General features: G+C 56.3%; 18 protein-coding genes and 1 tRNA gene. 11 read left to right on the forward strand and 8 right to left on the reverse strand.

The genetic code is table 11. The annotated features are described in order from the left end of the window. Positions 1–36 precede the first annotated feature (36 nt). The 5 genes from HHJ06_RS11360 to HHJ06_RS11380 all read left to right on the forward strand — a co-directional run bounded on the left by HHJ06_RS11360 (position 37) and on the right by HHJ06_RS11380 (position 8,040). A complete protein-coding gene (locus tag HHJ06_RS11360; RefSeq protein ID WP_215429928.1) occupies positions 37–825 on the forward strand; it encodes a LamG-like jellyroll fold domain-containing protein in 789 nt (262 codons plus the stop codon). A 92-nt stretch (positions 826–917) separates the two neighbouring features. Continuing rightward, positions 918–4,301, forward strand: a complete 3,384-nt coding sequence (locus HHJ06_RS11365; RefSeq protein WP_215429908.1) for a beta strand repeat-containing protein — start codon at positions 918–920, stop codon at positions 4,299–4,301. Positions 4,302–4,325: 24 nt separating this feature from the next. Further along, complete coding sequence (locus tag HHJ06_RS11370) at positions 4,326–5,768, forward strand: glycosyl hydrolase family 18 protein (protein WP_215429910.1); 1,443 nt, start codon at positions 4,326–4,328, stop codon at positions 5,766–5,768. A 157-nt stretch (positions 5,769–5,925) separates the two neighbouring features. Further along, positions 5,926–6,843, forward strand: a complete 918-nt coding sequence (locus HHJ06_RS11375) for a dihydrodipicolinate synthase family protein (RefSeq protein ID WP_215429912.1) — start codon at positions 5,926–5,928, stop codon at positions 6,841–6,843. Between the two features lie 15 nt (positions 6,844–6,858). Then, the gene (locus HHJ06_RS11380) at positions 6,859–8,040 is read left to right on the forward strand and encodes an AGE family epimerase/isomerase (protein WP_215429914.1); all 1,182 of its coding nucleotides are present in this window, start codon (positions 6,859–6,861) and stop codon (positions 8,038–8,040) included. A gap of 204 nt (positions 8,041–8,244) precedes the next feature. Here the strand turns inward: HHJ06_RS11380 and HHJ06_RS11385 are convergent, their stop codons facing one another. Together HHJ06_RS11385 and HHJ06_RS11390 are read right to left on the reverse strand one after the other, a co-directional pair. Continuing rightward, a complete protein-coding gene (locus HHJ06_RS11385) occupies positions 8,245–8,856 on the reverse strand; it encodes an aminotransferase class IV (protein ID WP_215429915.1) in 612 nt (203 codons plus the stop codon). Continuing rightward, positions 8,837–9,853 (reverse strand): aminodeoxychorismate synthase component I, encoded by a 1,017-nt coding sequence (locus HHJ06_RS11390; RefSeq protein ID WP_215429917.1) that lies wholly within the window; start codon positions 9,851–9,853, stop codon positions 8,837–8,839. The genes HHJ06_RS11385 and HHJ06_RS11390 overlap by 20 nt, the downstream gene beginning before the upstream one ends. Positions 9,854–9,883: 30 nt before the next feature. On the opposite strand from HHJ06_RS11390, the gene HHJ06_RS11395 reads away from it, so the two are divergent. After that, complete coding sequence (locus tag HHJ06_RS11395) at positions 9,884–10,501, forward strand: anthranilate synthase component II (protein ID WP_215429918.1); 618 nt, start codon at positions 9,884–9,886, stop codon at positions 10,499–10,501. 94 nt (positions 10,502–10,595) lie between these two features. After that, positions 10,596–11,732 carry an NADH:flavin oxidoreductase gene (locus HHJ06_RS11400; RefSeq protein ID WP_251841511.1) on the forward strand — a complete coding sequence of 379 codons (1,137 nt, stop codon included), beginning with the start codon at positions 10,596–10,598 and terminating at the stop codon, positions 11,730–11,732. 10 nt (positions 11,733–11,742) lie between these two features. Here the strand turns inward: HHJ06_RS11400 and HHJ06_RS11405 are convergent, their stop codons facing one another. The 3 genes from HHJ06_RS11405 to ybaK all read right to left on the reverse strand — a co-directional run bounded on the left by HHJ06_RS11405 (position 11,743) and on the right by ybaK (position 13,628). Continuing rightward, complete coding sequence (locus HHJ06_RS11405; RefSeq protein WP_215429919.1) at positions 11,743–12,486, reverse strand: TIGR02206 family membrane protein; 744 nt, start codon at positions 12,484–12,486, stop codon at positions 11,743–11,745. Next, a complete protein-coding gene (locus HHJ06_RS11410; protein ID WP_215429920.1) occupies positions 12,462–12,953 on the reverse strand; it encodes a pyridoxamine 5'-phosphate oxidase family protein in 492 nt (163 codons plus the stop codon). Before HHJ06_RS11410 ends, HHJ06_RS11405 begins: the two co-directional genes overlap by 25 nt. A 180-nt stretch (positions 12,954–13,133) precedes the next feature. After that, positions 13,134–13,628: a Cys-tRNA(Pro) deacylase gene (gene ybaK, locus HHJ06_RS11415; protein ID WP_215429921.1), complete on the reverse strand. Its 495-nt coding sequence runs from the start codon at positions 13,626–13,628 to the stop codon at positions 13,134–13,136. 156 nt (positions 13,629–13,784) lie between these two features. Between ybaK and HHJ06_RS11420 the strand changes: the two genes are divergently transcribed. Continuing rightward, positions 13,785–15,206 (forward strand): cytidylate kinase family protein, encoded by a 1,422-nt coding sequence (locus tag HHJ06_RS11420; protein ID WP_215429922.1) that lies wholly within the window; start codon positions 13,785–13,787, stop codon positions 15,204–15,206. A 109-nt stretch (positions 15,207–15,315) separates the two neighbouring features. After that, entirely contained in the window at positions 15,316–15,765 is a 450-nt protein-coding gene (locus tag HHJ06_RS11425; protein WP_215429923.1) for a pyrimidine dimer DNA glycosylase/endonuclease V, read from the forward strand. A 123-nt stretch (positions 15,766–15,888) separates the two neighbouring features. On the opposite strand, the gene HHJ06_RS11430 is transcribed toward HHJ06_RS11425, so the two are convergent. From HHJ06_RS11430 to HHJ06_RS11440, 3 genes are all read right to left on the reverse strand, one after another. Further along, positions 15,889–17,040 carry a helix-turn-helix domain-containing protein gene (locus HHJ06_RS11430; RefSeq protein ID WP_215429924.1) on the reverse strand — a complete coding sequence of 384 codons (1,152 nt, stop codon included), beginning with the start codon at positions 17,038–17,040 and terminating at the stop codon, positions 15,889–15,891. A 28-nt stretch (positions 17,041–17,068) separates the two neighbouring features. Continuing rightward, complete coding sequence (locus HHJ06_RS11435) at positions 17,069–17,824, reverse strand: DUF5986 family protein (RefSeq protein WP_215429925.1); 756 nt, start codon at positions 17,822–17,824, stop codon at positions 17,069–17,071. Positions 17,825–18,017: 193 nt separating this feature from the next. Beyond that, a tRNA-Ala gene (locus tag HHJ06_RS11440) sits at positions 18,018–18,093 on the reverse strand. 218 nt (positions 18,094–18,311) lie between these two features. Between HHJ06_RS11440 and HHJ06_RS11445 the strand changes: the two genes are divergently transcribed. Together HHJ06_RS11445 and HHJ06_RS11450 are read left to right on the forward strand one after the other, a co-directional pair. After that, complete coding sequence (locus HHJ06_RS11445) at positions 18,312–18,584, forward strand: hypothetical protein (RefSeq protein ID WP_215429926.1); 273 nt, start codon at positions 18,312–18,314, stop codon at positions 18,582–18,584. Positions 18,585–18,656: 72 nt separating this feature from the next. Next, positions 18,657–19,268 carry a PA14 domain-containing protein gene (locus tag HHJ06_RS11450; protein ID WP_215429927.1) on the forward strand — a complete coding sequence of 204 codons (612 nt, stop codon included), beginning with the start codon at positions 18,657–18,659 and terminating at the stop codon, positions 19,266–19,268. Positions 19,269–19,506: the final 238 nt, after the last annotated feature.

A 19,506-nucleotide genomic window follows, 5' to 3' on the forward strand; every position in this document is an offset into this window, starting at 1 on the left:
ATACTGCCTTTGTTTAATTACTTTATTAATAAATTGATGAAACCCTCTCTGTACCTTACCATGTTCCTGCTTTGTTCGGGGTTGGGAGCCCAGGCCGCCGAGCTGAGATATTTTTATGATTTCAACGAGCTGAACGGCACCCTGGATTCCCTGAACAACAATAATCTGGCCGGACCGGACGCCGGCTCCGCCACCTTCAGCGGGGGCGGTTGGATCAATTACACGGCGGGATATGAGGGGCTGGGATACGACAGCCGCGCGAACGGCGGACAACTTACGCTGGGCTCTTCCGGCACCGGGCTCGGCCTGAACACTACGGAAGGGTTCAGCCTTTCCATTGCCGTGAAGGATTTCTCTCCGGGCAACAACCATTCCACGGCCATATGGAACAGCATGCTGACCTTCACATCCGGCAGCGGCCAGAGCATGTACCTTCAGAAGGACTCGGGGAATACCTCCACCGCGGGCCAATGGGCAGCGTATTGCGGCGGAAACGTGGGAAACTGGGCCAACCTGACGGTTTCCAAGGATTCCTTTTCCAATATCATCATCACCTTCCAGAACGGGGAATTGAATATTTATCTGGACGGGCAGCGGAGAATCACCGCTTCCGGAGTCAACTTTTCCGGAGATGTCCAGTCCCTGAAGCTGGGCTCCTCCGCGGATACCACCATGGACGATCTCCAGTTGTACTCCGGCGTTCTGAACGATGCGGAAATTGCGGCCCTGGCCGCCAATCCGGCCCTTCCCGTTCCGGAACCCGCTACCGCCACGCTGAGCCTGCTGGGACTGGCTTCACTGTGCATGCTGCGCCGGAGGAGCTAATTTAAATCAGCCATGATTTTTTTAAACGGGAAAACAAGTTGGTGCTTGTTTTCCCTTTTTTATTCTATATTACCCTATTTGTTAGAAACTACATGAAAATAACCGCACTGTTCTTTGGAGTGTTCGCCGGCTGCCTCTCTTGCATTCCGGCCTATGGATCAGATTATATCTGGAATGGAGGCAATGGGTCCTGGACGGATTCCGGAGCCTGGCAACTGGACGGCTCCGCCGCGGACTGGGGAAATGGAAATACGGCCCAATTCCAGACAAATTCCTCCATCACGGTCGGAACCGGAATCACGGCCTCCGGCCTGCTTTACGACGGAGCGGCCGTCACCCTGAACGGTGGCTCCCTTACCCTGACGGGTACGGCCGCGGGCCGCAACGGCGGTTCCGCCACTCTTTCCAATGCCGGGCTGGTTCTGGACGCCCCCAATGCGGAAGACTCCTATGAAGTGCTGGATACCAACCTTGCAGGCACCTCCACGCTTACCAAGACAGGGAACGGCTCCGTTACCCTGGGCGGAACGCATACGGCCAGCGGCGCCTGGAATATCAATGCGGGAACGCTGGTTTTCACCGGAGAAAGAAACATCACGGCCACGGACAACAACCGGATTAACGGGAAGATCAACATCGGTTCAGGAGCCGTGCTGGACGCCAGCAACGGCCGCCTGTTCCATAATAACACTTACACGGCCAATTTCCAGTCTCCCACCATCACGCTGAACGGCGGCACGCTCAAGCTGAACCAGTTCGGGTATGATTCCGCCTCCCTGGGCAAGCTGCACAACAACTTTTACGCCCTCAAATTCGCTTCCGGCACTTCCAGCCGCATCGTCATTTCCCAGGGGTATGAATCCGGAGGCACGGCCAGCCGCGGCATTTACATCGCCGGATGGGGCACGACGGCTACCATTGAACTGGGAGCCAACCAAACCCTTACATGGACTTCCTCCAATGCGCAGTACCAGGACGCCATCATCTGTGAAACCGGCGGCGGGAGCGCGCTGGCGCTCGCCATCGGAGAAAATTCCGTACTTTACTTCAACCAGGTCTTTGCCAATAAAAATACGTTCAACGAATACGGAGACCCCACCACCGCCAACTTCTCCGGCCTGAGCCTGATCAAATCCGGCGCCGGGGAGCTGGTCATCCAGAGGGCCAATACGATTTCCTCCGGACGCGTGGTCCGCGTGGATGCCGGCAAGCTGACGCTGGATGTGGACAACGCCTTCGGCACCGGCGGCAATCTGGGCAATGTAAGCATCGCTTCCGGAGCCCTGTTCTTCATGAACGGCCACACCCTTTCCAACATCATTGACGTTCAGAACGGGGCCACGCTGGACATGGGCGGGAGCTCTTATGCCTACATGATTAACTGGCATGAAGGCGGCATCCTCCTGAACACGGAGAATAACAAGGGCACGCTGAACATCATGACCCGTGCGGCCCTGGAGCTGGGCGCCAAGGCATGGGCGGGGAGCGTGCTGACGGATACGGATACCGTTTTTACGCTCACGGCGGACCAGAACCTGGAAGCCCTGGGGGCAAACGTCAACTGCTGGGTAGGCGGCCGCGGATATAACGGCACCCTCCAGAGCATCACCTTCACGGGCGATCACGGAATCAACGTTGACAACTACGGGGCCAAGTGGGCCGTCATCCTCTCGGAAAACGTCACCTTCCAGGACATCGGCAGCCTGGCCTTCTCCAACAATGCGTCCGACATGTCCGACTCCGACGCCATTTACGGCGCGGGAGCCATTGCCGCCAACGACACCGTCACCTTCAGCAACACGGGAGCCCTTACGTTCACCAACAACAGCGTACGCACCAACGAAGATGAATCCGCTTCCGGAGGGGCCATTTACGCTTCCGGCGGCGCCTCCTTCTCCAACACGGGGGCCATCAGCTTCTCCGGAAACTCCGCCATGACGAACGGAGGCGCCATCCATACGGGAGGCACCACGGGCAGCCTGAACTTCTCCGACATTGCGGAAAACATTTCCTTCACCGGAAATACGGCGGGAGAGAACGGCGGAGCCATCAATAACGACTATGAAGCCGTGGAATGGTCCAATGTGGGCCACGTCACCTTCTCCGGCAACATTGCGGAGGCCGGGGCGGGCGGCGCCATCTGGTCAGGCGGAGACGTAACGGTTGATACCGCCTCCTCCTTCAGCATGACGGGCAACGAGGCCCGCGGCGGCAGCGGAGGAGCCATTTACTCCGACGGGAATGTTACCTTCTCCGGGGCAGGTTCCCTGACCTTCTCAGACAACCATGCCTTCTCCTACGGAGGGGCCATCAGCGCCTACGGAGACATCACCATCTCCGATTCCGGTTCCGCCGCCTTTTCCGGCAATACCGCCTATGAAGGAGGAGCCCTGGACGCCTACAACGTTTCCATTTCCGGCAACACGGGAACGGTACTGTTTGAAAACAACAGTGCGGAAAACACCGGGGGCGCCATCAACCTGCAGGCGGGAGGCTCCGTTTCCCTGACGGCGGACCAGGCGGACATCATTTTCCGCGGAAACACGGGCCAGGACGGGAGCGTTTACAACGCCATCCATTTCAACGACGGTTCCACAGGCTCCTTCAATGCGGGGGACAACCGCCAAATTCTGTTTGAAGACGGCCTCACCTCCCAGGATGAATCCGTGGCGGACATCAGCGTCAATGACGCCGCTGGGTCCAATGGCACCGTCGCCATGTCCGGCGCAAACAGCCAGTCCGGCATCCGGGCCAACACGACCGTTTACGGCGGCACGTTTGCCGTCACCAAGGGCGCGACCTACGGCTACCATTCCGCAGACTGGAGCACGGAGGAAGCCCGCACCTCCTTCACGGTGAGCGGCGGGACGCTCCACATCGGCGAACAGTCCACCCTGAATGCGGCGGACGTACGGCTGGAGGACGGCACGCAGCTCTCCGTCATGGGGACGGGAAGCCTGAATGCAGACACGCTGACTCTGGGGAACAACGTCACCGTCCTCGGTACGGGTGAAGGCAGCTTTTCCATAACCGCCAATGTCATTGACATCTCCAACGGAATCACGATTGACTTCTCCGGAGGCGCCGCGGCTGGCCTGGAACTCCATGCAGACACCCTGACGCTGGGCGGCACGCTCACTCTGGGGGATGACCGGGTGGACTACACTTCTTCCGTCTGGCAGACGGACCAGTCCTACCTGGTCATGGATGCCTCCGGCGTCACCAGCATGGACGGCTCCTTCTCGGAAATCCTCTCCTCCCTCTCCAACTCCGCTACCGTCACGGTGGGAAACCTGGGCCTGGAGGGCTATGACCCCGCCCTGGAGCTGGGCCGCTGGGAACTGCGCTGGGATGAAAACAATTCCCTGCATCTGGACTGGATTTCCAACGGCCTCGTAGTCCCGGAACCCGCCACCTCCCTGCTGCTCCTTCTGGCCGCAGGCGGCATGCTCGCTGTCAGAAAGCGCACCTTCTAAAAACAACTAACCTATTAATAAAGCTTGAACAACATCCTTAAAACCGGCATGTGCGCCCTGGCCCTGGGCCTGTACGGCGCAGCCCCCCTGCATGCGGCTTCCGCCACGGCGTCCTGTGAACAAACGCACTCCGTCCTGTATGCGGGCGCGGCCAGCCAGGCCATCATGAAAATCAAGGTGACCGTCTCGGAAACCAGCCAGATTCTGAAGGGCATGTCCTTCTCCATGGACGGAACCACCTCCGTTTCCGACATCGCGAAGGCCCGGATTTTCTATTCCGGCTCCACTCCCTACTTCTCCCCGAACGCGGAGCAGTCCAACCGCCGGGCCGTCCCCGTGCTCAACGCCATCTCCAAGGGCGCCAAAACCTTCCAGTTTGAAGGGAGCCAGGCTCTTTCCCCGGGTGACAACTACTTCTGGCTGTGCGTGGACCTCACATCGCGCGCGCGTGGGAATAACAAGGTGGACGCCTCCTGCACGGGCGTGGCCCTGCTGGAGGACTCAAACGTGGCGGTCAGCAACCCTTCCCCGGAAGGCTTTGCCCAGGTATACCCCTACCAGTTCCGCGTGGTGCCCTATTACCGCAACACCAACCTGATGCAGTGGAACCCCAACCACCTGAACGCCCAGCATTTCAAATCCTTCACGGACCTCATTTACTTCAACGTGGGCTGTGACACGGAGGGGAACCTGACGGGCCAGAACAACGCCCAGTTCCTGAACGGCCTGGACAAGCTCAAAAAACTGCGCGGCACGGCGGGCAGCAAAATCATTCTGGGCGTGGCCCATTGTGACGCAGGGCTGACGGCATTCACGGGCAACGCGGAAAAGAGGCGCCAATTTGCGTACCAGCTCGTTTCCTTTGCGAAGGAAAAGGGCTTTGACGGCATAGACATTGACTGGGAATACCCGGACAACACCAACGAATGGTACAACTTCTGCCTGCTGCTGGGAGAAGTGCGCTCCGCCATGGGCGCCAGCGGCATGTCCCTGAGCGCGGCGATCAACCCGTACTACCTGGCGCCCACCAGTGAAATGATGGACCTGCTGGACTTCGTGAACCTCATGAGCTATGACCGTGCCGGACAGCACTCCACCTATCCGGACATGCTCACGGACATCCAAAACATACGCGAAAAAAACATTCCGGACTGTAAAATCGTCGCCGGCCTGCCGTTCTACACGAACGAAACGCGTTCCGCCCGCAACTGGGACGCCCAGAAAGGCTATTCCAACGTGATCCAGCTCTACCCCAACATCGCCCCCGGCACGGACCTGTGCACCATCGGCGGCCAGCAGCACTACTTTAACGGCATCACCACCATTAAGAAAAAATGCACGTACGTGAAAAACCAGAAGCTGGGCGGCGTGATGATCTGGTGCTATGACGGCGATTTGCTGCTGACGCACGCGAAATCCCTGGCAAAAGCCATGTACACGATCATCAAGCAACAGCCTGTCCGCTAACGTTTTGAAATAGTCCTCCCTCCGGCGCGCGTTCCCTTACCGGGAAGGCGCGTTTTTTTATGTGGTCTTTTTTGATTCAAAAAGATTCAGGGGTTGTCTTTCCCGGGGCCCTTTGCCATTATTTCCACCTAATCCTTTTCATATATCACCTTATCATATGAACACCACATTGAAACTCCACGGCCTGGTGGCCGCCGTACATACTCCGTTCAAGGCGGACGGTTCCCTGAATCCTTCCATCGTTGACGCCCAGGCCAAACTGCTTGCCGACCAGGGCATCAAATTAGCTTTCATTACCGGCAGCACCGGGGAATCCTCTTCCATGCAGCTTGCGGAACGCAAGGAAATCTACTCCGCCTGGAAGGAAGCCTCCGCCAAGCACGGCGTGGACGTCATTGCCCATACCGGTTCCAACAGCGTCTGGGACTCCCGCGAACTGGCCGCCTTTGCCCAGGAATGCGGCTTTGTGGCCACCAGCTCCCTTTCCCCCTCCTATTACAAGCCCGCCACCGTCCAGCGCCTGGTGGAATGCTGCGCCTTTGCCGCTTCCGGCGCTCCCGAACTGCCTTATTATTACTATGACATCCCCGTGCTGACGGGCGTGCGCTTCAATCCCGTGGACTTCATCAAGCTGGCCAAGGAACAGATCCCGAACTTTGCGGGCATTAAATTCACCAACCCGGACCTGGCCCTGTACCAGACCACGCTGAATTACGACCAAAACGTGGACATCCCCTGGGGCGTGGACGAATGGTTCACGGGCGCCCTCTCCGTAGGCGCCAAAGGCGCCGTGGGCAGCTCCTTCAACTTTGCTCCGGCCCTGTACCAGAAGCTGATGAAATCCTTTGAGGAAGGCGACGTGGAAACGGCGCGCGACTGCCAGTGGAAATCCGTGCAGATGATCAACATCCTGGCCTCCAAGGGCTACATGGGCTGCGCCAAGGCCCTGATGGGCTGGCTGGGCGTGGACCTGGGCCCCGCCCGCCTGCCGCAGGGCAACCCCACCGCGGAACAGCTCAAGGAACTGCGCTCCGAGCTGGAAGCCATCGGCTTCTTCCAGTGGGCCATGAACTAAACCGCACCCCTTCTTATGGCTGCAACACTTGACCTGCCCGCACTGGGCTCATTCTACCGCCGCCAGCTTCTGGAAAACGTTCTGCCGTTCTGGTTCCCCCGCGCTTTTGATGAAAAAAACGGGGGCCTCTACCATTGCTTTGACGCGGACGGCACCCTGGTGGACACGGACAAGTCCGTGTGGGCCCAGGGCCGCATGGCCTGGATGCTGCTGACGATGTACAACAGCATTGAAAAGAACCCGGACTGGCTCAAATGGGCGGAAAGCGCCCTGACCTTCCTGACGGCCAAATGCGTGGATCCTTCCGACGGCCGCATGTACTTCCATGTGGAGGCGGACGGCACCCCCATCCGCAAGCGCCGTTATGCGTACAGCGAATCCTTCGCCGCCATCGCTTTTGCCGCGCACGCGAAGGCCGTGGGAAGCGAAGAATCCGCCAGGGCCGCGCGCCACTGGTTCGATATCTTCACGGACATCTGCTTCACTCCGGGAAAGATGGTTCCCAAATTCACCGGAAATCGTCCCACTACGGGACTGGGAACGCGCATGATCACGCTGGCGACCGCCCAGGAATTGCGCAAGTACCTGGGTGACGAGGACGGCTTTTACACCGGATGGATTGACCGCTGCATCAACGACCTGCGCACCCTGTTCATGAAACCGGAGCTTAAGGCCGTGATGGAAGTGGTGAGCCCCGACGGCGCCATCATCGACCACTTTGACGAGCGCACGCTCAATCCCGGCCATACCATTGAAGGCGGCTGGTTCGTGCTGGAGGAAGCCCGCCACCGCGGCAATGATCCGGAACTTATCAAGGTGGGCTGCGACATGATCGACTGGGCATTCGCCCGCGGCTGGGACAAGGAAAACGGCGGCCTGCTCTACTTTACGGACGTGTACGGCAAGCCCGTCCAGGAATACTGGCACAACATGAAATTCTGGTGGCCTCACGACGAAGCGCTCATCGCCATGACGCTTGCCTACAAGCTCACCGGGGAAGAACGCTACGCCATCTACCACGACATGGTGCACAACTGGGCCTTCTCCCACTTCCAGGACGTGAAGCACGGCGACTGGTTCGGCTACCTGAACAAGGACGGCTCCAGGGCAAACACCCTCAAGGGCAGCCTCTGGAAATCCTTCTTCCACCATCCCCGCGCCATGTGGTGCTGCGCCCATTACTGCGGCGCCATTTAAGGGAAAAACAGTTTCCTCCCCGGCGGCCGTCCCGTGCTTTACGGGACGGCCGCTTTTTGATGCCCGGCTGGGAGTTAATACAGGCAGGCGGTAAAAAGCTTGCTCCGGAAAGCTTTTACAAGGGAAGGGAAACCACGGAAGAACACGTCCCCACAGCTTGAACAAACGGAAATTAAATTCTTTCCCATGCGGCTTTTTCCGCGGCTACAGCAAGACATCCTCCGTCCGCACCACCACGTCCCCGGGGTCCAGCATGGCGTTAATCAGGGAACAGAACCGGAATTTCCCTATATCCTCCGCCCTCATCCGGCGCTCGTGAATGGCTCCCTCCGCCAGCAGAAACGCGCGCTTGGCGCCCGGAAGAAGGAACGTCTCCGGAGTCACCCAGGAAGCGCCGTCCCCGAACACGACATTGCTGTACCGCGTATCCGTCACCATCCCATGCTGAAGGATAAGGACTTCTTCATCCGCGCCCATGCCTTCCCCGGCGGATTGAAGGGCCGCCCGGTCCTCCCACTTGCAGGAATAATCCAGCCGGGGAACTTCCACGCACCGCAGCCTTCTCACCATCCGGGGGCGGTAAGGCTCAAAAGAAGGGTTCCGCACCCTTCCCCGCGTATCGTACGTGATGTGGCATTTGTAAACGCCCTTGCCCCCGGGGCCGGGACATCCTGCCAGCACGGAGGCCAAATCCGGCATGGAAGAGCCTTCCTCCCCGTGAAGCTTCATGCTCCTCTCCACCCTGCGCTGGTGCCAGGACAGCAGGCGGGGGGCTCCATCCTCCCATTTTACGGTTTCAAAGATCAAACGGCACATAAACTTTGGCAACAGCTTCCCGGTATTCCTCCTCCATGCGGCTCATGACGGTGATGCCGCCCCCGCTCTTGTACGCCATCCCCTCCCCGGTCTCTTCCATAAAGCGGATGGCGACGGCGGAATCCAGCTCCCGCCCGTTGAAAAAGCCGAAAACTCCCGTGTAAAATCCCCGTTCCATGTCTTCCGCCTCCGCAATGGCCCGGCAGGTAGCCTCCTTGGGCGCTCCGGTCACGCTTCCGGCGGGCAGCAGCTTCATCATCATCTCCCCCAGCCTGGAACGCCAGTCTTCCGGGAGAGTGCCTGAAATTTCAGAACTGCACTGGAGGATGGCGCCCCCGCGCGTTTCCACGGGGCTGATGTAGCGGTAGCGCTTCACCTGCACGCCGGACGCCACCATGGAAAGGTCATTGCGCATCAGGTCCACAATGGTGGCGGACTCACGGTTCTCCTTCTCATCCGTCTCCAGCCATTGGCGGGCTTCCTGCGTGCAGGCGTCCGCCGTTCCCTTCATCGGAAACGTGGAGACGGTGCGCCCGCGCACCGTGACGAACGGTTCCGGAGAAAAACAGACGCAGCCGCGGCCATGCACGCCGGGAACACGGGAGTCCGGCCCCAGCAGCATCCGGTACGGCGCGTGGGCGTACCGGAACAGGTGGCGCAACGCCAGGTTGGTTTCCACGGGAGTAGCCATGCACAAATTCAGCAGGTAGGAGTCCCCCCTGAGCAGATGCTTCCGCACGGAGGAAAAAGCCTCCGCATACCGGGACATGGAACAGGGGAAAGGAGTGAACCGTATCCGTTCCGGAAGCACAGGCATCTCCCCCCTCAGTTCCATCTTTCCCAGGGGAAGCTCAAAGGCCGCCGTACGCCCCTCCCCTGCTCCGGCAGGTTCCAGCAGCAGGTTGTGTTCCAGGTCATGGGAGATCACGAAAAAGAACGGATGTTCCGCACGGCCCAGGGCATTCATGCGGCGGATGGTTTCTTCCCGTGTGTACATTGGCGGGAATTACTCTATCATGTGCGCGCTATGAGTCAACAGAACGTCTGGATCATTGACCACCGGGATTCATTCACCTGGAACCTCGCGGAACTAGTCAGGGTGACGGGAATGGCCGTTCCGCGCGTGGTTCCCAATGACTCCCCGGAACTGGAGCGGGCTGTCCAGGCCGGGGAAAAGCTTATCCTGTCCCCGGGCCCCGGCGTGGTGCGGGACGCGTGCCACCGGGCTACTTTCCGCCTTCTGGATGGACTGCCGCCTTTCACCCCGGTGCTGGGCGTCTGCCTGGGGCATCAAATCCTGGGCGTCCATTACGGGGCGGAGCTGGAGCACCTCTCCCGGCCTCTGCACGGGGCGCGGGAATCCATACGCCGGGTAGCATCATGCCCGGTCCTTGACGGATTGCCGGAAGAATTCCCCGCGGGCCTGTACCATTCCTGGCGTCTTGCCCCCGCCCCGTGGCCGGAGGACCTGGCTGTGACGGCCAGGGACTCCCGGGGGAACATCCAGGCGATCCGCCATAAATCGCGCCCCCGGTACGGCATCCAGTTTCATCCGGAATCCATCCTGACACCGGACGGCGCGCTCCTGCTGCGGAATTTTCTCTCCCTTCCGGATATGGGAGAGGCCTACAGTGGAATGGCATGAGGGATGAACGGGAGGGAACCGCAAAGTGTCTCATTCCTGTACCATCCCGGCCCGCCCCGCGGGCCAGGTCAGGAAATAACGCCTTTTTATGCTCATGAACGCACAGGACGAACTTAAAATCAGGGATATGGAAATCCTGTTCCAGCCTTTCCACTCACGCAAGCTCAACACCCCGACACGCCTGGTCCTTCCGGCCATGACGCGGGGATTTTCTCCCAACGGGGTTCCCACGGACCAGGTGGCCGAGTATTACAAGAGCCGGGCAAAGCATGAAGTGGGCCTTATTATTACGGAAGGCACCTTCATTGACGAGCCCAGCGCCTCCCCCTCCTCCAACTATCCCAACTTCTTTGGCGGAGCCTCCCTGCGGGGATGGAAAAAGGTGCTGGAAGCCGTCCACACCACGGACTGCAAAATAGTCCCCCAGCTCTGGCACGTGGGCATGGACCGCCCCTTCAAGGGAGACAACCTGCCCAACCCGGAACTGCCGCCCATCGGTCCCTCCGGAATAGACGTGAACACGCTGGAACAAACGGCGGAACCCATGAGCATCGCCAAGATTGAGGAAGTCATTGACGCCTTTGCACGGGCGGCGGCGGACGCCAAACGGCTGGGCTTTGACGGCGTGGAGCTGCATGGAGCGCACGGCTACCTGATTGACCAGTTTTTCTGGAAGGAGACCAACAGGCGCACGGACGAATACGGCGGCGACCTGGTGGGCCGCACCCGTTTTGCCAGCCGCATCATTCATGCCGTGCGCAAGGCGGTAGGCAGCCAGTTCCCCATTATCTTCCGGTTCTCCCAATGGAAAACGGGCCATTACGACGCCAAGCTGGCGTATTCCCCCGTGGAGCTGGAAGACTTTCTGGCCCCCCTGACGGAAGCGGGCGTGGATATCTTTGACTGCTCCACGCGCCGGTTCTGGGAACCGGAGTTTGCGGGCTCACGCCTCAACCTGGCCGGATGGACCAAAAAGCTCACCGGAAAGCCCACCATCTCCGTCGGTTCCGTGGGGCTCAAGGGAGACTTCACCAACGCCTTTGACGGCGGTCCGGAAGCGGAGGCCGCCAGCCTGGAACCTCTGGTGGAACGGATGCAGGCCGGGGAGTTTGACCTCATTGCCGTGGGACGCGCTCTGCTGGCGGATGCGGAATGGGCGGAAAAAATACGCCATGCCCGTGAAAAGGACATCCACCTGTTCACGAAGGAAGACCTGAAAACGCTGAAATAGGAACTGGCGCTCAGTCTTCTCCTCCGGCGCGGCCCTGCTTTTTCCTGATGCGGACCGTCAGGTACAACAGCCGGAGCACGATCAGCGCCGGAACCTGAAGCGTCAGGAAATACCACGGCGCCGGCCCGAAGTACTCCAGAACGGTTCCCGGAGGGGCGTACCGGGTGAACCCGTAATTCGTGCCCAGCCAGATATTCACGGGAATGATCAGCAGCAGGTACGCGTCGCACAGGGCCAGCGTTTTCACGTCGTCCCAGGGGCGTGCGCGCCATTGCAGCACCACGGGGATGTACAGCGCGGAAACCAGCAGCAGGCCGTGCCCCACGAAGAAGGCAAAAAAGGCGCCGGAGGGAAATCCCTCATACAGCATGGGCGTAATCAGCCCCTGGATGCTGGCGGCCAGCACGCCGAAGTAAGCGGCGGCACACGCCCAGGGCCTGCGGTACCACAGGGCGATGAAACAGACCAGCGTCATCAGGCTGCAAAAATGCAGGGGAAGCCGGTCCTGCCAGGGTTCCCAGTGCTCCCGGACGATGCGCCCGAAGGTCTCAATCAAAAAAGTGAGCAAGAAAACGGCGCCCAATACTTTGCCGATGAGCACGCGTTTTTCCATCCGCAGCCGGCGGCAGCCCCACAGAAGGGCGCCCGCAGCAGCCGCCACGATGCCGAGCGCCATCCAATGCGGCAGGCTCCAGCGGATGAACAGGGCGGCGTCTCCGGACATGGAAATCAGGCGGAAGGAAGTTCCGGGCATGCTGCTTGAAGCTTGCCGCTCATGGACTCCACCCGGAGGCGAAGGACGCATACGGCGCGGACCATGGCGGGGGTAAAAGCCGCTTCCCGCCCCGTCTGTTGCAGCATAATGCGGCTTAAGGCATGCATCTTTTCCCCGTCCTCCTGAAGAATTTCAACCGTCCCACGGCCCATCACGCAGGCATACGCATAACTGTACAGGCATGGGTTTTTCCCCTCTATCAGCATATGGTCCCCATCCATTTCAAAAGAAGCGGCCGGGCGCGATTGCAGGATATCCAGCTTCCGCCCCTCCCTGGCGCAGTGGAAAAACAGCTCCAGGGAACCGGCCCGGTCCTCATAACCGAAGTTCAGGGGCACCATGTACACCTCCCTGCCGTCCCATAATCCCAGGCGGCACACCTTGAACCGCGCGATCATCTCCAGCAGGTCCTCCCGCCGGGTTACTTCCTTGTCTTTTCTTCTCATAAGTGAAACCTTTCCCCTTCCGCTCATGCAGAGCGCAGAATCCGGCCCTGTAAAAGAACAGGAAGCGGAGCGGCCGCCCATGGCAGCGGAGAAACGGACCGAAACAGGGATATAGAAAAAAATCCTCCGTGAAAAGCTTTTTACCCCAGCTCTTCCGCTTTTCCGGAATACTGGAAACCATCAGGAAGCGGAAGCCTCCGTCACATCAGCAAAAACAGCATCCGCCGCGCGGCATAAATCCACGGGATTCAGTTCAATCTGGCACCCCAGGCGGCCACCGCTCACCACCATCTCCGGCAGGGCCTCCGCGCTGGAATCAATCACCGTGGGGTACTTCTTCTTCATCCCCAGGGCCGTACAGCCACCGCGGACATACCCTGTCACCGCCGTAATATCCTTCACGGGAAGCATGGCAACGGCCTTGGCGCCTGCGGCGCGCGCCGCCTTCTTCAGGGAAAGCTCCGCGCCAATGGGAATGACAAACACGTAATACTGGCGGGGAGCTCCCTCCGTCACCAGCGTCTTGTACATCTTTTCCGTCGGCAGCCCCAAAGCCTCCGCCGTATGCCGGGCATCCACGAACTCATGGCACTCATACGAATAATGCCTGTAGGGAACCCGCAGGGTATCCAGCAGGCGCATGGCGTTCGTCTTTACCTCCTTCTTTTTGGACATAAGCTTGAAACGGAATCTGCCCATAAGCATAGGAAAAACGGAGCCCTTTGACAAGGCCGGGAGGCCCTTCCCCGCCCGCGCGAGGGAAGGGAAAAAGCCATTCCCTCCCCCTCAACCCTTGACTTGACGCTGACAGAGGGGCTAACATCCGGTACCATGGCAGATCATCACGTCCGGAGAAGCATTGGGGAACACATCCTGCGGTGCTCTGTCCTGATCGTGGCGCTCTTCATCATGTCCCTGGGCATTGCCCTCTCCGCCAAGGCCAACCTGGGAGTCTCCCCCATCTCCTGCACGCCGTATGTGCTCAGCCTGGCTCTTCCGCTGACGATGGGTACCGTCACCATCCTGATGCACCTGAGCTTTGTGGCCGTGCAGGCGGCCCTGCTGAAAAGGAACTTCCGCCCGGTGCATCTGCTCCAAATACCCGTGGTATTCCTCTTCGGCGCGTTGACGGACTTCTCCATGTGGCTGATGGCTCCCCTGGAACCGGACGGCTACCTGTGGTCCGCCGTACTCTGCCTGCTGAGCTGCCTGGTCATCGGCTTCGGCGTATTTCTCCAGGTCAAGGCGGATGCCGTTCTGCTGGCCGCGGAAGGAATGAGCCTGGCCTTCGTCAAACTCTTCAAATGGGAATTCGGAGCCGTGAAAACCAGTGTGGACTGCACGCTGGTCTGCATTGGCCTGGCGTGCTCCCTGACGCTCCTTCCGGGACTGACGGGCATCCGGGAGGGAACCATTGTGGCGGCCGTCCTGGTGGGAATGATCGTCCGATTCTTCAACAGGCACGTCTTCTGGCCGGACAGGCTGCTGGAACGGCTGACACGCCCAGGAGCGGCGGAAGAACTCCTTCCGCTGGCACAGACAGCCGCTTACGCGCCGGACGCTCCGCTGGTCATTTCCATTGACCGGGAATACGGCTCCGGCGGCCATGCCATCGGGAAAATGCTGGCGGAAAAACTGGGAATCCCATTCTACGACTCGGAACTGGTATACCTCACCGCCGCCCAAAGCGGCCTCACCCCGGACTACATCCGCAAGCATGAACAACAGCTCACCAGCCGCTTCCTGCACGAGCTCTACGCGCAGAACTACGCCTACACGGCGGAAGAACTGCCGCCGGAAGACGCCACCTTCCTGGCCCAGAGCAAAGTCATCCGTGACCTCACGGCTGCACAGGCCTGCGTCATTGTGGGCCGCTGCGCCAACTTCATCCTGAAAGGAAGGCCCAACCTGTTCAGCGTCTTCCTGCATGCGGATCCGGCCGTACGCATGCAGCGCGTCGTGGAAAACTACGGAGTGGAACCTGCCCGCGTAGCCAAAACCATGGACACCATGGACTCCCGCCGCCGCACCCACTGCCTGCACTACACCGGGCAGGAGCTGGGCAACGCCCGCCTCTACGACCTGTGCGTCAACACGTCCGACTACGGACTGGAACGCACCGTGGAATTGATCCTGGAAGCCATCAACACCAGAACGGCGGAATCCCCCGCCGCGGCAACGGCTCCCGTCCGGGAACCCGCACCACCGGAACCGGATGTTGAAGACCTCCAGGGAGAAATCTCCCTGGCCTGAGGATAATTCAGGACTCCGGGAAATCCGGATACGCTCCCGGCCTGCCAATAAACACGGGCCGGAGACAGCGAAAATCAACGGCACCCCCTCATTCACAGTCCAAAAGTTTATGAGACTCTGGTCCCTCCACCCTTCCTACCTGGACTCCATCGGCCTGATTGCCCTGTGGCGGGAAGGCCTGCTAGCCCGTAAAGTCCTGCTGGGCCAGACAAAAGGCTACATCCACCACCCCCAGCTCATCCGCTTCCGGGAAACGGAAAACCCCATTCAGACCATAGACGCCTACCTGAAAGCCGTCCATGACGAATCCGTACGCCGGGGCTACAACTTTGATTTAAACAAAATTTCTCCCTGCGAGTGTCAACCGCCTCCCCGCCTTCCTCTGCCGGATAAACAACTGGAATACGAATTCCACCATCTCCTGAATAAGCTCAAGACAAGGTCTCCCCAACAATATTCTCTACTACATCAGACTAATCCTATCCTAGCCCATCCTCTTTTTCAAACAATATCGGGAAAGATTTGTCCTTGGGAAAAACAGACCTATATTCTTCTATAAAGAAGATTATGAGTAGTTATCAATCTTCCAACTCTAAAAATAGATGTACATCAATAAGACCTTTCGTCGTTTAGAGTTTCATATTTAAATCAAAAGTAGTTTGCGCCTCATAAAATAATCTTTTTATAAAGATGATGGTTTCAAAGTAACAATTTTAAATATACCATTATCTGGTTCTTCCAATATATCTTTTTCAAGATTAAGAAGTATTTCCAATTCTTTAGGATACATTGATAGCCCTGTACTCTCGAAATATTCGACAACCTCTTTAGGACTAAATATTTTATTATCCAAAAGTAATGCTATTGCTTCTCTGAATAAAGATGGAGGGGCAGTCACAAGATGATTATCTAGGGGTTCTGTCTTACGCCATCCTCTTTTTTGCATACTCCGCATAAGATATTGGTATTGATTGTCAGAAATAATACTTAATTTATGAGCGCGATAAAGCATCGCAGCTATTGATACCTTCCATTTTTTTTTCAATATTTTATAATAATCAAGACTTGTAGTATATTCACCGTGTATGTCTTTATAAAAAGAATCCGAAGGTAATAATAATGCCGCGGCAAATCTATTAGCCTCTTTTTCTCTTTCATTAAATTGAAGACGAGAAAGTGATTCAATATCTTCGCTCCAATCATGCAATAAAATATGGCCTAATTCATGCGCGATATCAAAATGTATCCGAGCAACCGATTTTTTATTTGAAGAAATACCTATAACATAAATATCCATATTTCCTAATCTAAAAAATTGACTAAAAGCATCAATATCATCTGTAGAAGTAGGAAATGTCGTAACAACAATTCCATGCATTTCTACAATGGATATCAAGTTATCAATAGGCGCATTCCCTAATTTCCAATATTCGCGCAGTATATGCGCAGCTTGTTCAGGATTATCAAAATGATAATCATTCGGTAAATCCAAAGAGGGGAATTTTACATAATGAGCAATCATAGAATAAAGTCTAGAAATATGCTCCATTCTAACGATTTGCTCAACACGATGTTTCTTATGAGTTCTCTGTAAGGAGCGAAAATAAGTCGTTCCTATTTTCAAATCATTGCTATCTTTTTGTAAAAAATATTTATACGGGAAATTTAAAATTTGAGAAAATAGCAAAATTTTATCAATAGGAGGGATAATTTTCCCTGTCTCGTATTGAGAAATTGCTTGTTTAGTTATTCCTATGCGATCTGCTAATTCTTCTACAGTCCAACCACGATACTGACGAGCTTTTTTTAAGCGTTCTTCATTAAAAAAGTTCATAATCTATCACAATAGTATGAAAAGGCTCTTATTGCGCATTCTTTTTTTCATTAGAATCTTTAAGTTCTGTAGTAAAACGAGACTTTAATTTATCAAAAGCTTCATCTTTTAAAGTCACTAATTGTTTATCATCTTTGTTTAACTTGCCTCTTTCAATAATTTCAGAAATATCTGGAGATGTTTCTTCCATCCAATTTTCAGGTTCAGAAGTGATCCGATAAGCATCTACTAGCCAAGCCTGTAAATAAGTTAATCTACTAGATTCTTTCTTAAAAACAATGAGTCGATATCGTGCAGATTCCCAAGGTATTTCTGCAAATTTAGGAGAACAAGAAGATCTCAAATATTCTATTGCTTCCATGCGTCCTCCGATACCCTCCCCTAAAAAAGGGAACCCTTGCTGGCCATATCCCTTAGATCCAATAGAAGGATTCAATGTCAATAAATTCTGTATATAACGAGATGGGGAACTTTGTTGTAGTTGAATGGCAGTCTCAAAATTGTACTTATTAATAAATGTATAAAGCTCATTCTTCTCAACATCGTATATGAGGGGGCTTTCCCAAGTGTTACAACATTTTAACTTGTATACAATGAACCTATCTAACGGTAACGTATCCCTCAAATTGCGCATGAGAATATCCCAAAAAATGAAAGCTCTCGAATTATGTGTATAAAATCCAAAATGCTCTTCTACATCTAATACATCAGTAGAACCAGCTTGTGAAATAGCATCTCTTACCATTTGTGCAAGCTCTCCATTACCATGCTCTTTTTCTTCCATGAAAGAGGATTTACAAAAACTATTCGTTTTGTCAAGCACCAAGCACAAAAATTATAATTTTAGTCAACCAAGAATTAGATTGCTCATATTTCATCAATTGGTTAGCGGAATGCCTATCTATTTGACAGTTGGAACATGGAAACCTTCAAAAATAGAAAAGGCCTTAAAGCGTTTTTGCTTTAAGGCCTTTATTTGGTGGAGCATAGCGGGTTCGAACCGCTGACCTCCTCAATGCCATTGAGGCGCTCTACCAACTGAGCTAATACCCCTTGACTTTCGTCTTGGTGCGTCCTGTTGAGGACGGGGAGAAAGTACCATTACTGGCGCAGGCGCGCAAGCTTTTTCTGCAAAAAAGATGCGGATGGATGATTTTTTCCGGGAAATCCCGGGCTGGGAAGATTCATCAGGCCACGCCTGCCCGGAAATCGGGACAGCCCGGACAAATGTGTTTGAATGGGGTTCAAGCCTGTTTTACTTTCCATGGAAGATGAAACGGCTCTTTTTCCTGCATCGCACGCTTTCCGCTTCCGCCCTGGCGGCTTTTTTCCTGGCAGGTTCCCTTCACGCGCAGGAACCTCCCGCAACCGCCGGACAACCCGCACCCACGGCGGAGAGCGGCATTTCCACACCCCGGCGAGTGGCCGGGCTGGGTGTTCTGGCGTTCCTGATCGGCTGGATGATCTGGAGAAGCGGCTCCCGCCGCCAGAAGGACGGCAGCCAGGAGCAGGAGAAGCCCCATGACACCGAACCCCGGGAATGACGCCGTTTTTGAAAGGTTGCCCCTATCCTTTGCGTAGTCGTTGCAGAGAGTACCCCTCTGCCCCATTCATCCATGAACGTTCTTTTACCCATCCTGAGCCTCCTGTGCGGCGCCATGCTGGCGGAAGCCGCTTCCGGCGCCGATGCCGGAGAACCTTCCCCGGGCGTAGCGCAGGAATTATGGTTCGGCATTCCGGGAAGTTCGGTAAGGGATTTGACGCACGGGAAGGTTTTTGAAACAGCGGCATCAGCCGTTCACAAGATAAGCAGCCTGGATGTGACTAATCTGGGCGACCAGTACGGAGCCCGTTATTCCGCCCTGCTCCGGGTGCCCGCCAGCGGAAAGTACCGCCTTTACCTGTCTTCCGACGATTCCGCCGAACTGTGGCTTGGCAAGGACGCCACCCAGAAGGATATGGCCTGCATCGCCACCGTCAAAGGGTATTCCGATCCCCATAATTGGAGCAACCAGCCCAACCAGGCATCCGAACCCATTCAATTGGAAGCCGGCCGTTTTTATTTTCTGCTGGTGATTCACAAGGAGGACGGCGGTCCGGACCATATGTCCGTCGCCTGGTCAGGGCCCGATATCCCTGCTCCCGTCATCATTCCGTCCACGGCCCTGTTCGTTCCCCCCGGCATTCTGCCGGAAGACAAGCCCCAGGCGCCTAAATCAGCCGAGTGAGCCCTCCGTGCCATTCCGGATGCCGCCGGAACTTTTTCAGGGCATCCCCCACTTGCCCTTAGAAAAAGGGTGCGTTTCATGCGGTGCGACATCCAGAGAATGGGAGCGTTTTCCCTCCCGATGATCAACTACCGGGCCTCCCTTTTCAGAGAAGCCCGGCTTTCTCGTCGTGTATCACGCAGTTAATTGGAGCGGCCTGACACCAAAAATGTCAAAACACCCACTGAAATCAGTCTAG

It is taken from the genome of Akkermansia muciniphila (assembly GCF_018709685.1).
Classification (GTDB): Bacteria; Verrucomicrobiota; Verrucomicrobiia; order Verrucomicrobiales; family Akkermansiaceae; genus Akkermansia; species Akkermansia muciniphila_E.

Bases quoted from the DNA above. Each gene is read 5' to 3' on its own strand.
- HHJ06_RS11360 (WP_215429928.1), top strand. From the start codon at position 37: ATGAAACCCTCTCTGTACCTTACCATGTTCCTGCTTTGTTCGGGGTTG.
- HHJ06_RS11365 (WP_215429908.1), top strand. From the start codon at position 918: ATGAAAATAACCGCACTGTTCTTTGGAGTGTTCGCCGGCTGCCTCTCT.
- HHJ06_RS11375 (WP_215429912.1), top strand. From the start codon at position 5,926: ATGAACACCACATTGAAACTCCACGGCCTGGTGGCCGCCGTACATACT.
- HHJ06_RS11380 (WP_215429914.1), top strand. From the start codon at position 6,859: ATGGCTGCAACACTTGACCTGCCCGCACTGGGCTCATTCTACCGCCGC.
- HHJ06_RS11385 (WP_215429915.1), bottom strand. From the start codon at position 8,856: ATGTGCCGTTTGATCTTTGAAACCGTAAAATGGGAGGATGGAGCCCCC.
- HHJ06_RS11390 (WP_215429917.1), bottom strand. From the start codon at position 9,853: ATGTACACACGGGAAGAAACCATCCGCCGCATGAATGCCCTGGGCCGT.
- HHJ06_RS11395 (WP_215429918.1), top strand. From the start codon at position 9,884: ATGAGTCAACAGAACGTCTGGATCATTGACCACCGGGATTCATTCACC.
- HHJ06_RS11400 (WP_251841511.1), top strand. From the start codon at position 10,596: ATGAACGCACAGGACGAACTTAAAATCAGGGATATGGAAATCCTGTTC.
- HHJ06_RS11405 (WP_215429919.1), bottom strand. From the start codon at position 12,486: ATGCCCGGAACTTCCTTCCGCCTGATTTCCATGTCCGGAGACGCCGCC.
- HHJ06_RS11410 (WP_215429920.1), bottom strand. From the start codon at position 12,953: ATGAGAAGAAAAGACAAGGAAGTAACCCGGCGGGAGGACCTGCTGGAG.
- ybaK (WP_215429921.1), bottom strand. From the start codon at position 13,628: ATGTCCAAAAAGAAGGAGGTAAAGACGAACGCCATGCGCCTGCTGGAT.
- HHJ06_RS11420 (WP_215429922.1), top strand. From the start codon at position 13,785: ATGGCAGATCATCACGTCCGGAGAAGCATTGGGGAACACATCCTGCGG.
- HHJ06_RS11425 (WP_215429923.1), top strand. From the start codon at position 15,316: ATGAGACTCTGGTCCCTCCACCCTTCCTACCTGGACTCCATCGGCCTG.
- HHJ06_RS11430 (WP_215429924.1), bottom strand. From the start codon at position 17,040: ATGAACTTTTTTAATGAAGAACGCTTAAAAAAAGCTCGTCAGTATCGT.
- HHJ06_RS11435 (WP_215429925.1), bottom strand. From the start codon at position 17,824: ATGGAAGAAAAAGAGCATGGTAATGGAGAGCTTGCACAAATGGTAAGA.
- HHJ06_RS11445 (WP_215429926.1), top strand. From the start codon at position 18,312: ATGAAACGGCTCTTTTTCCTGCATCGCACGCTTTCCGCTTCCGCCCTG.
- HHJ06_RS11450 (WP_215429927.1), top strand. From the start codon at position 18,657: ATGAACGTTCTTTTACCCATCCTGAGCCTCCTGTGCGGCGCCATGCTG.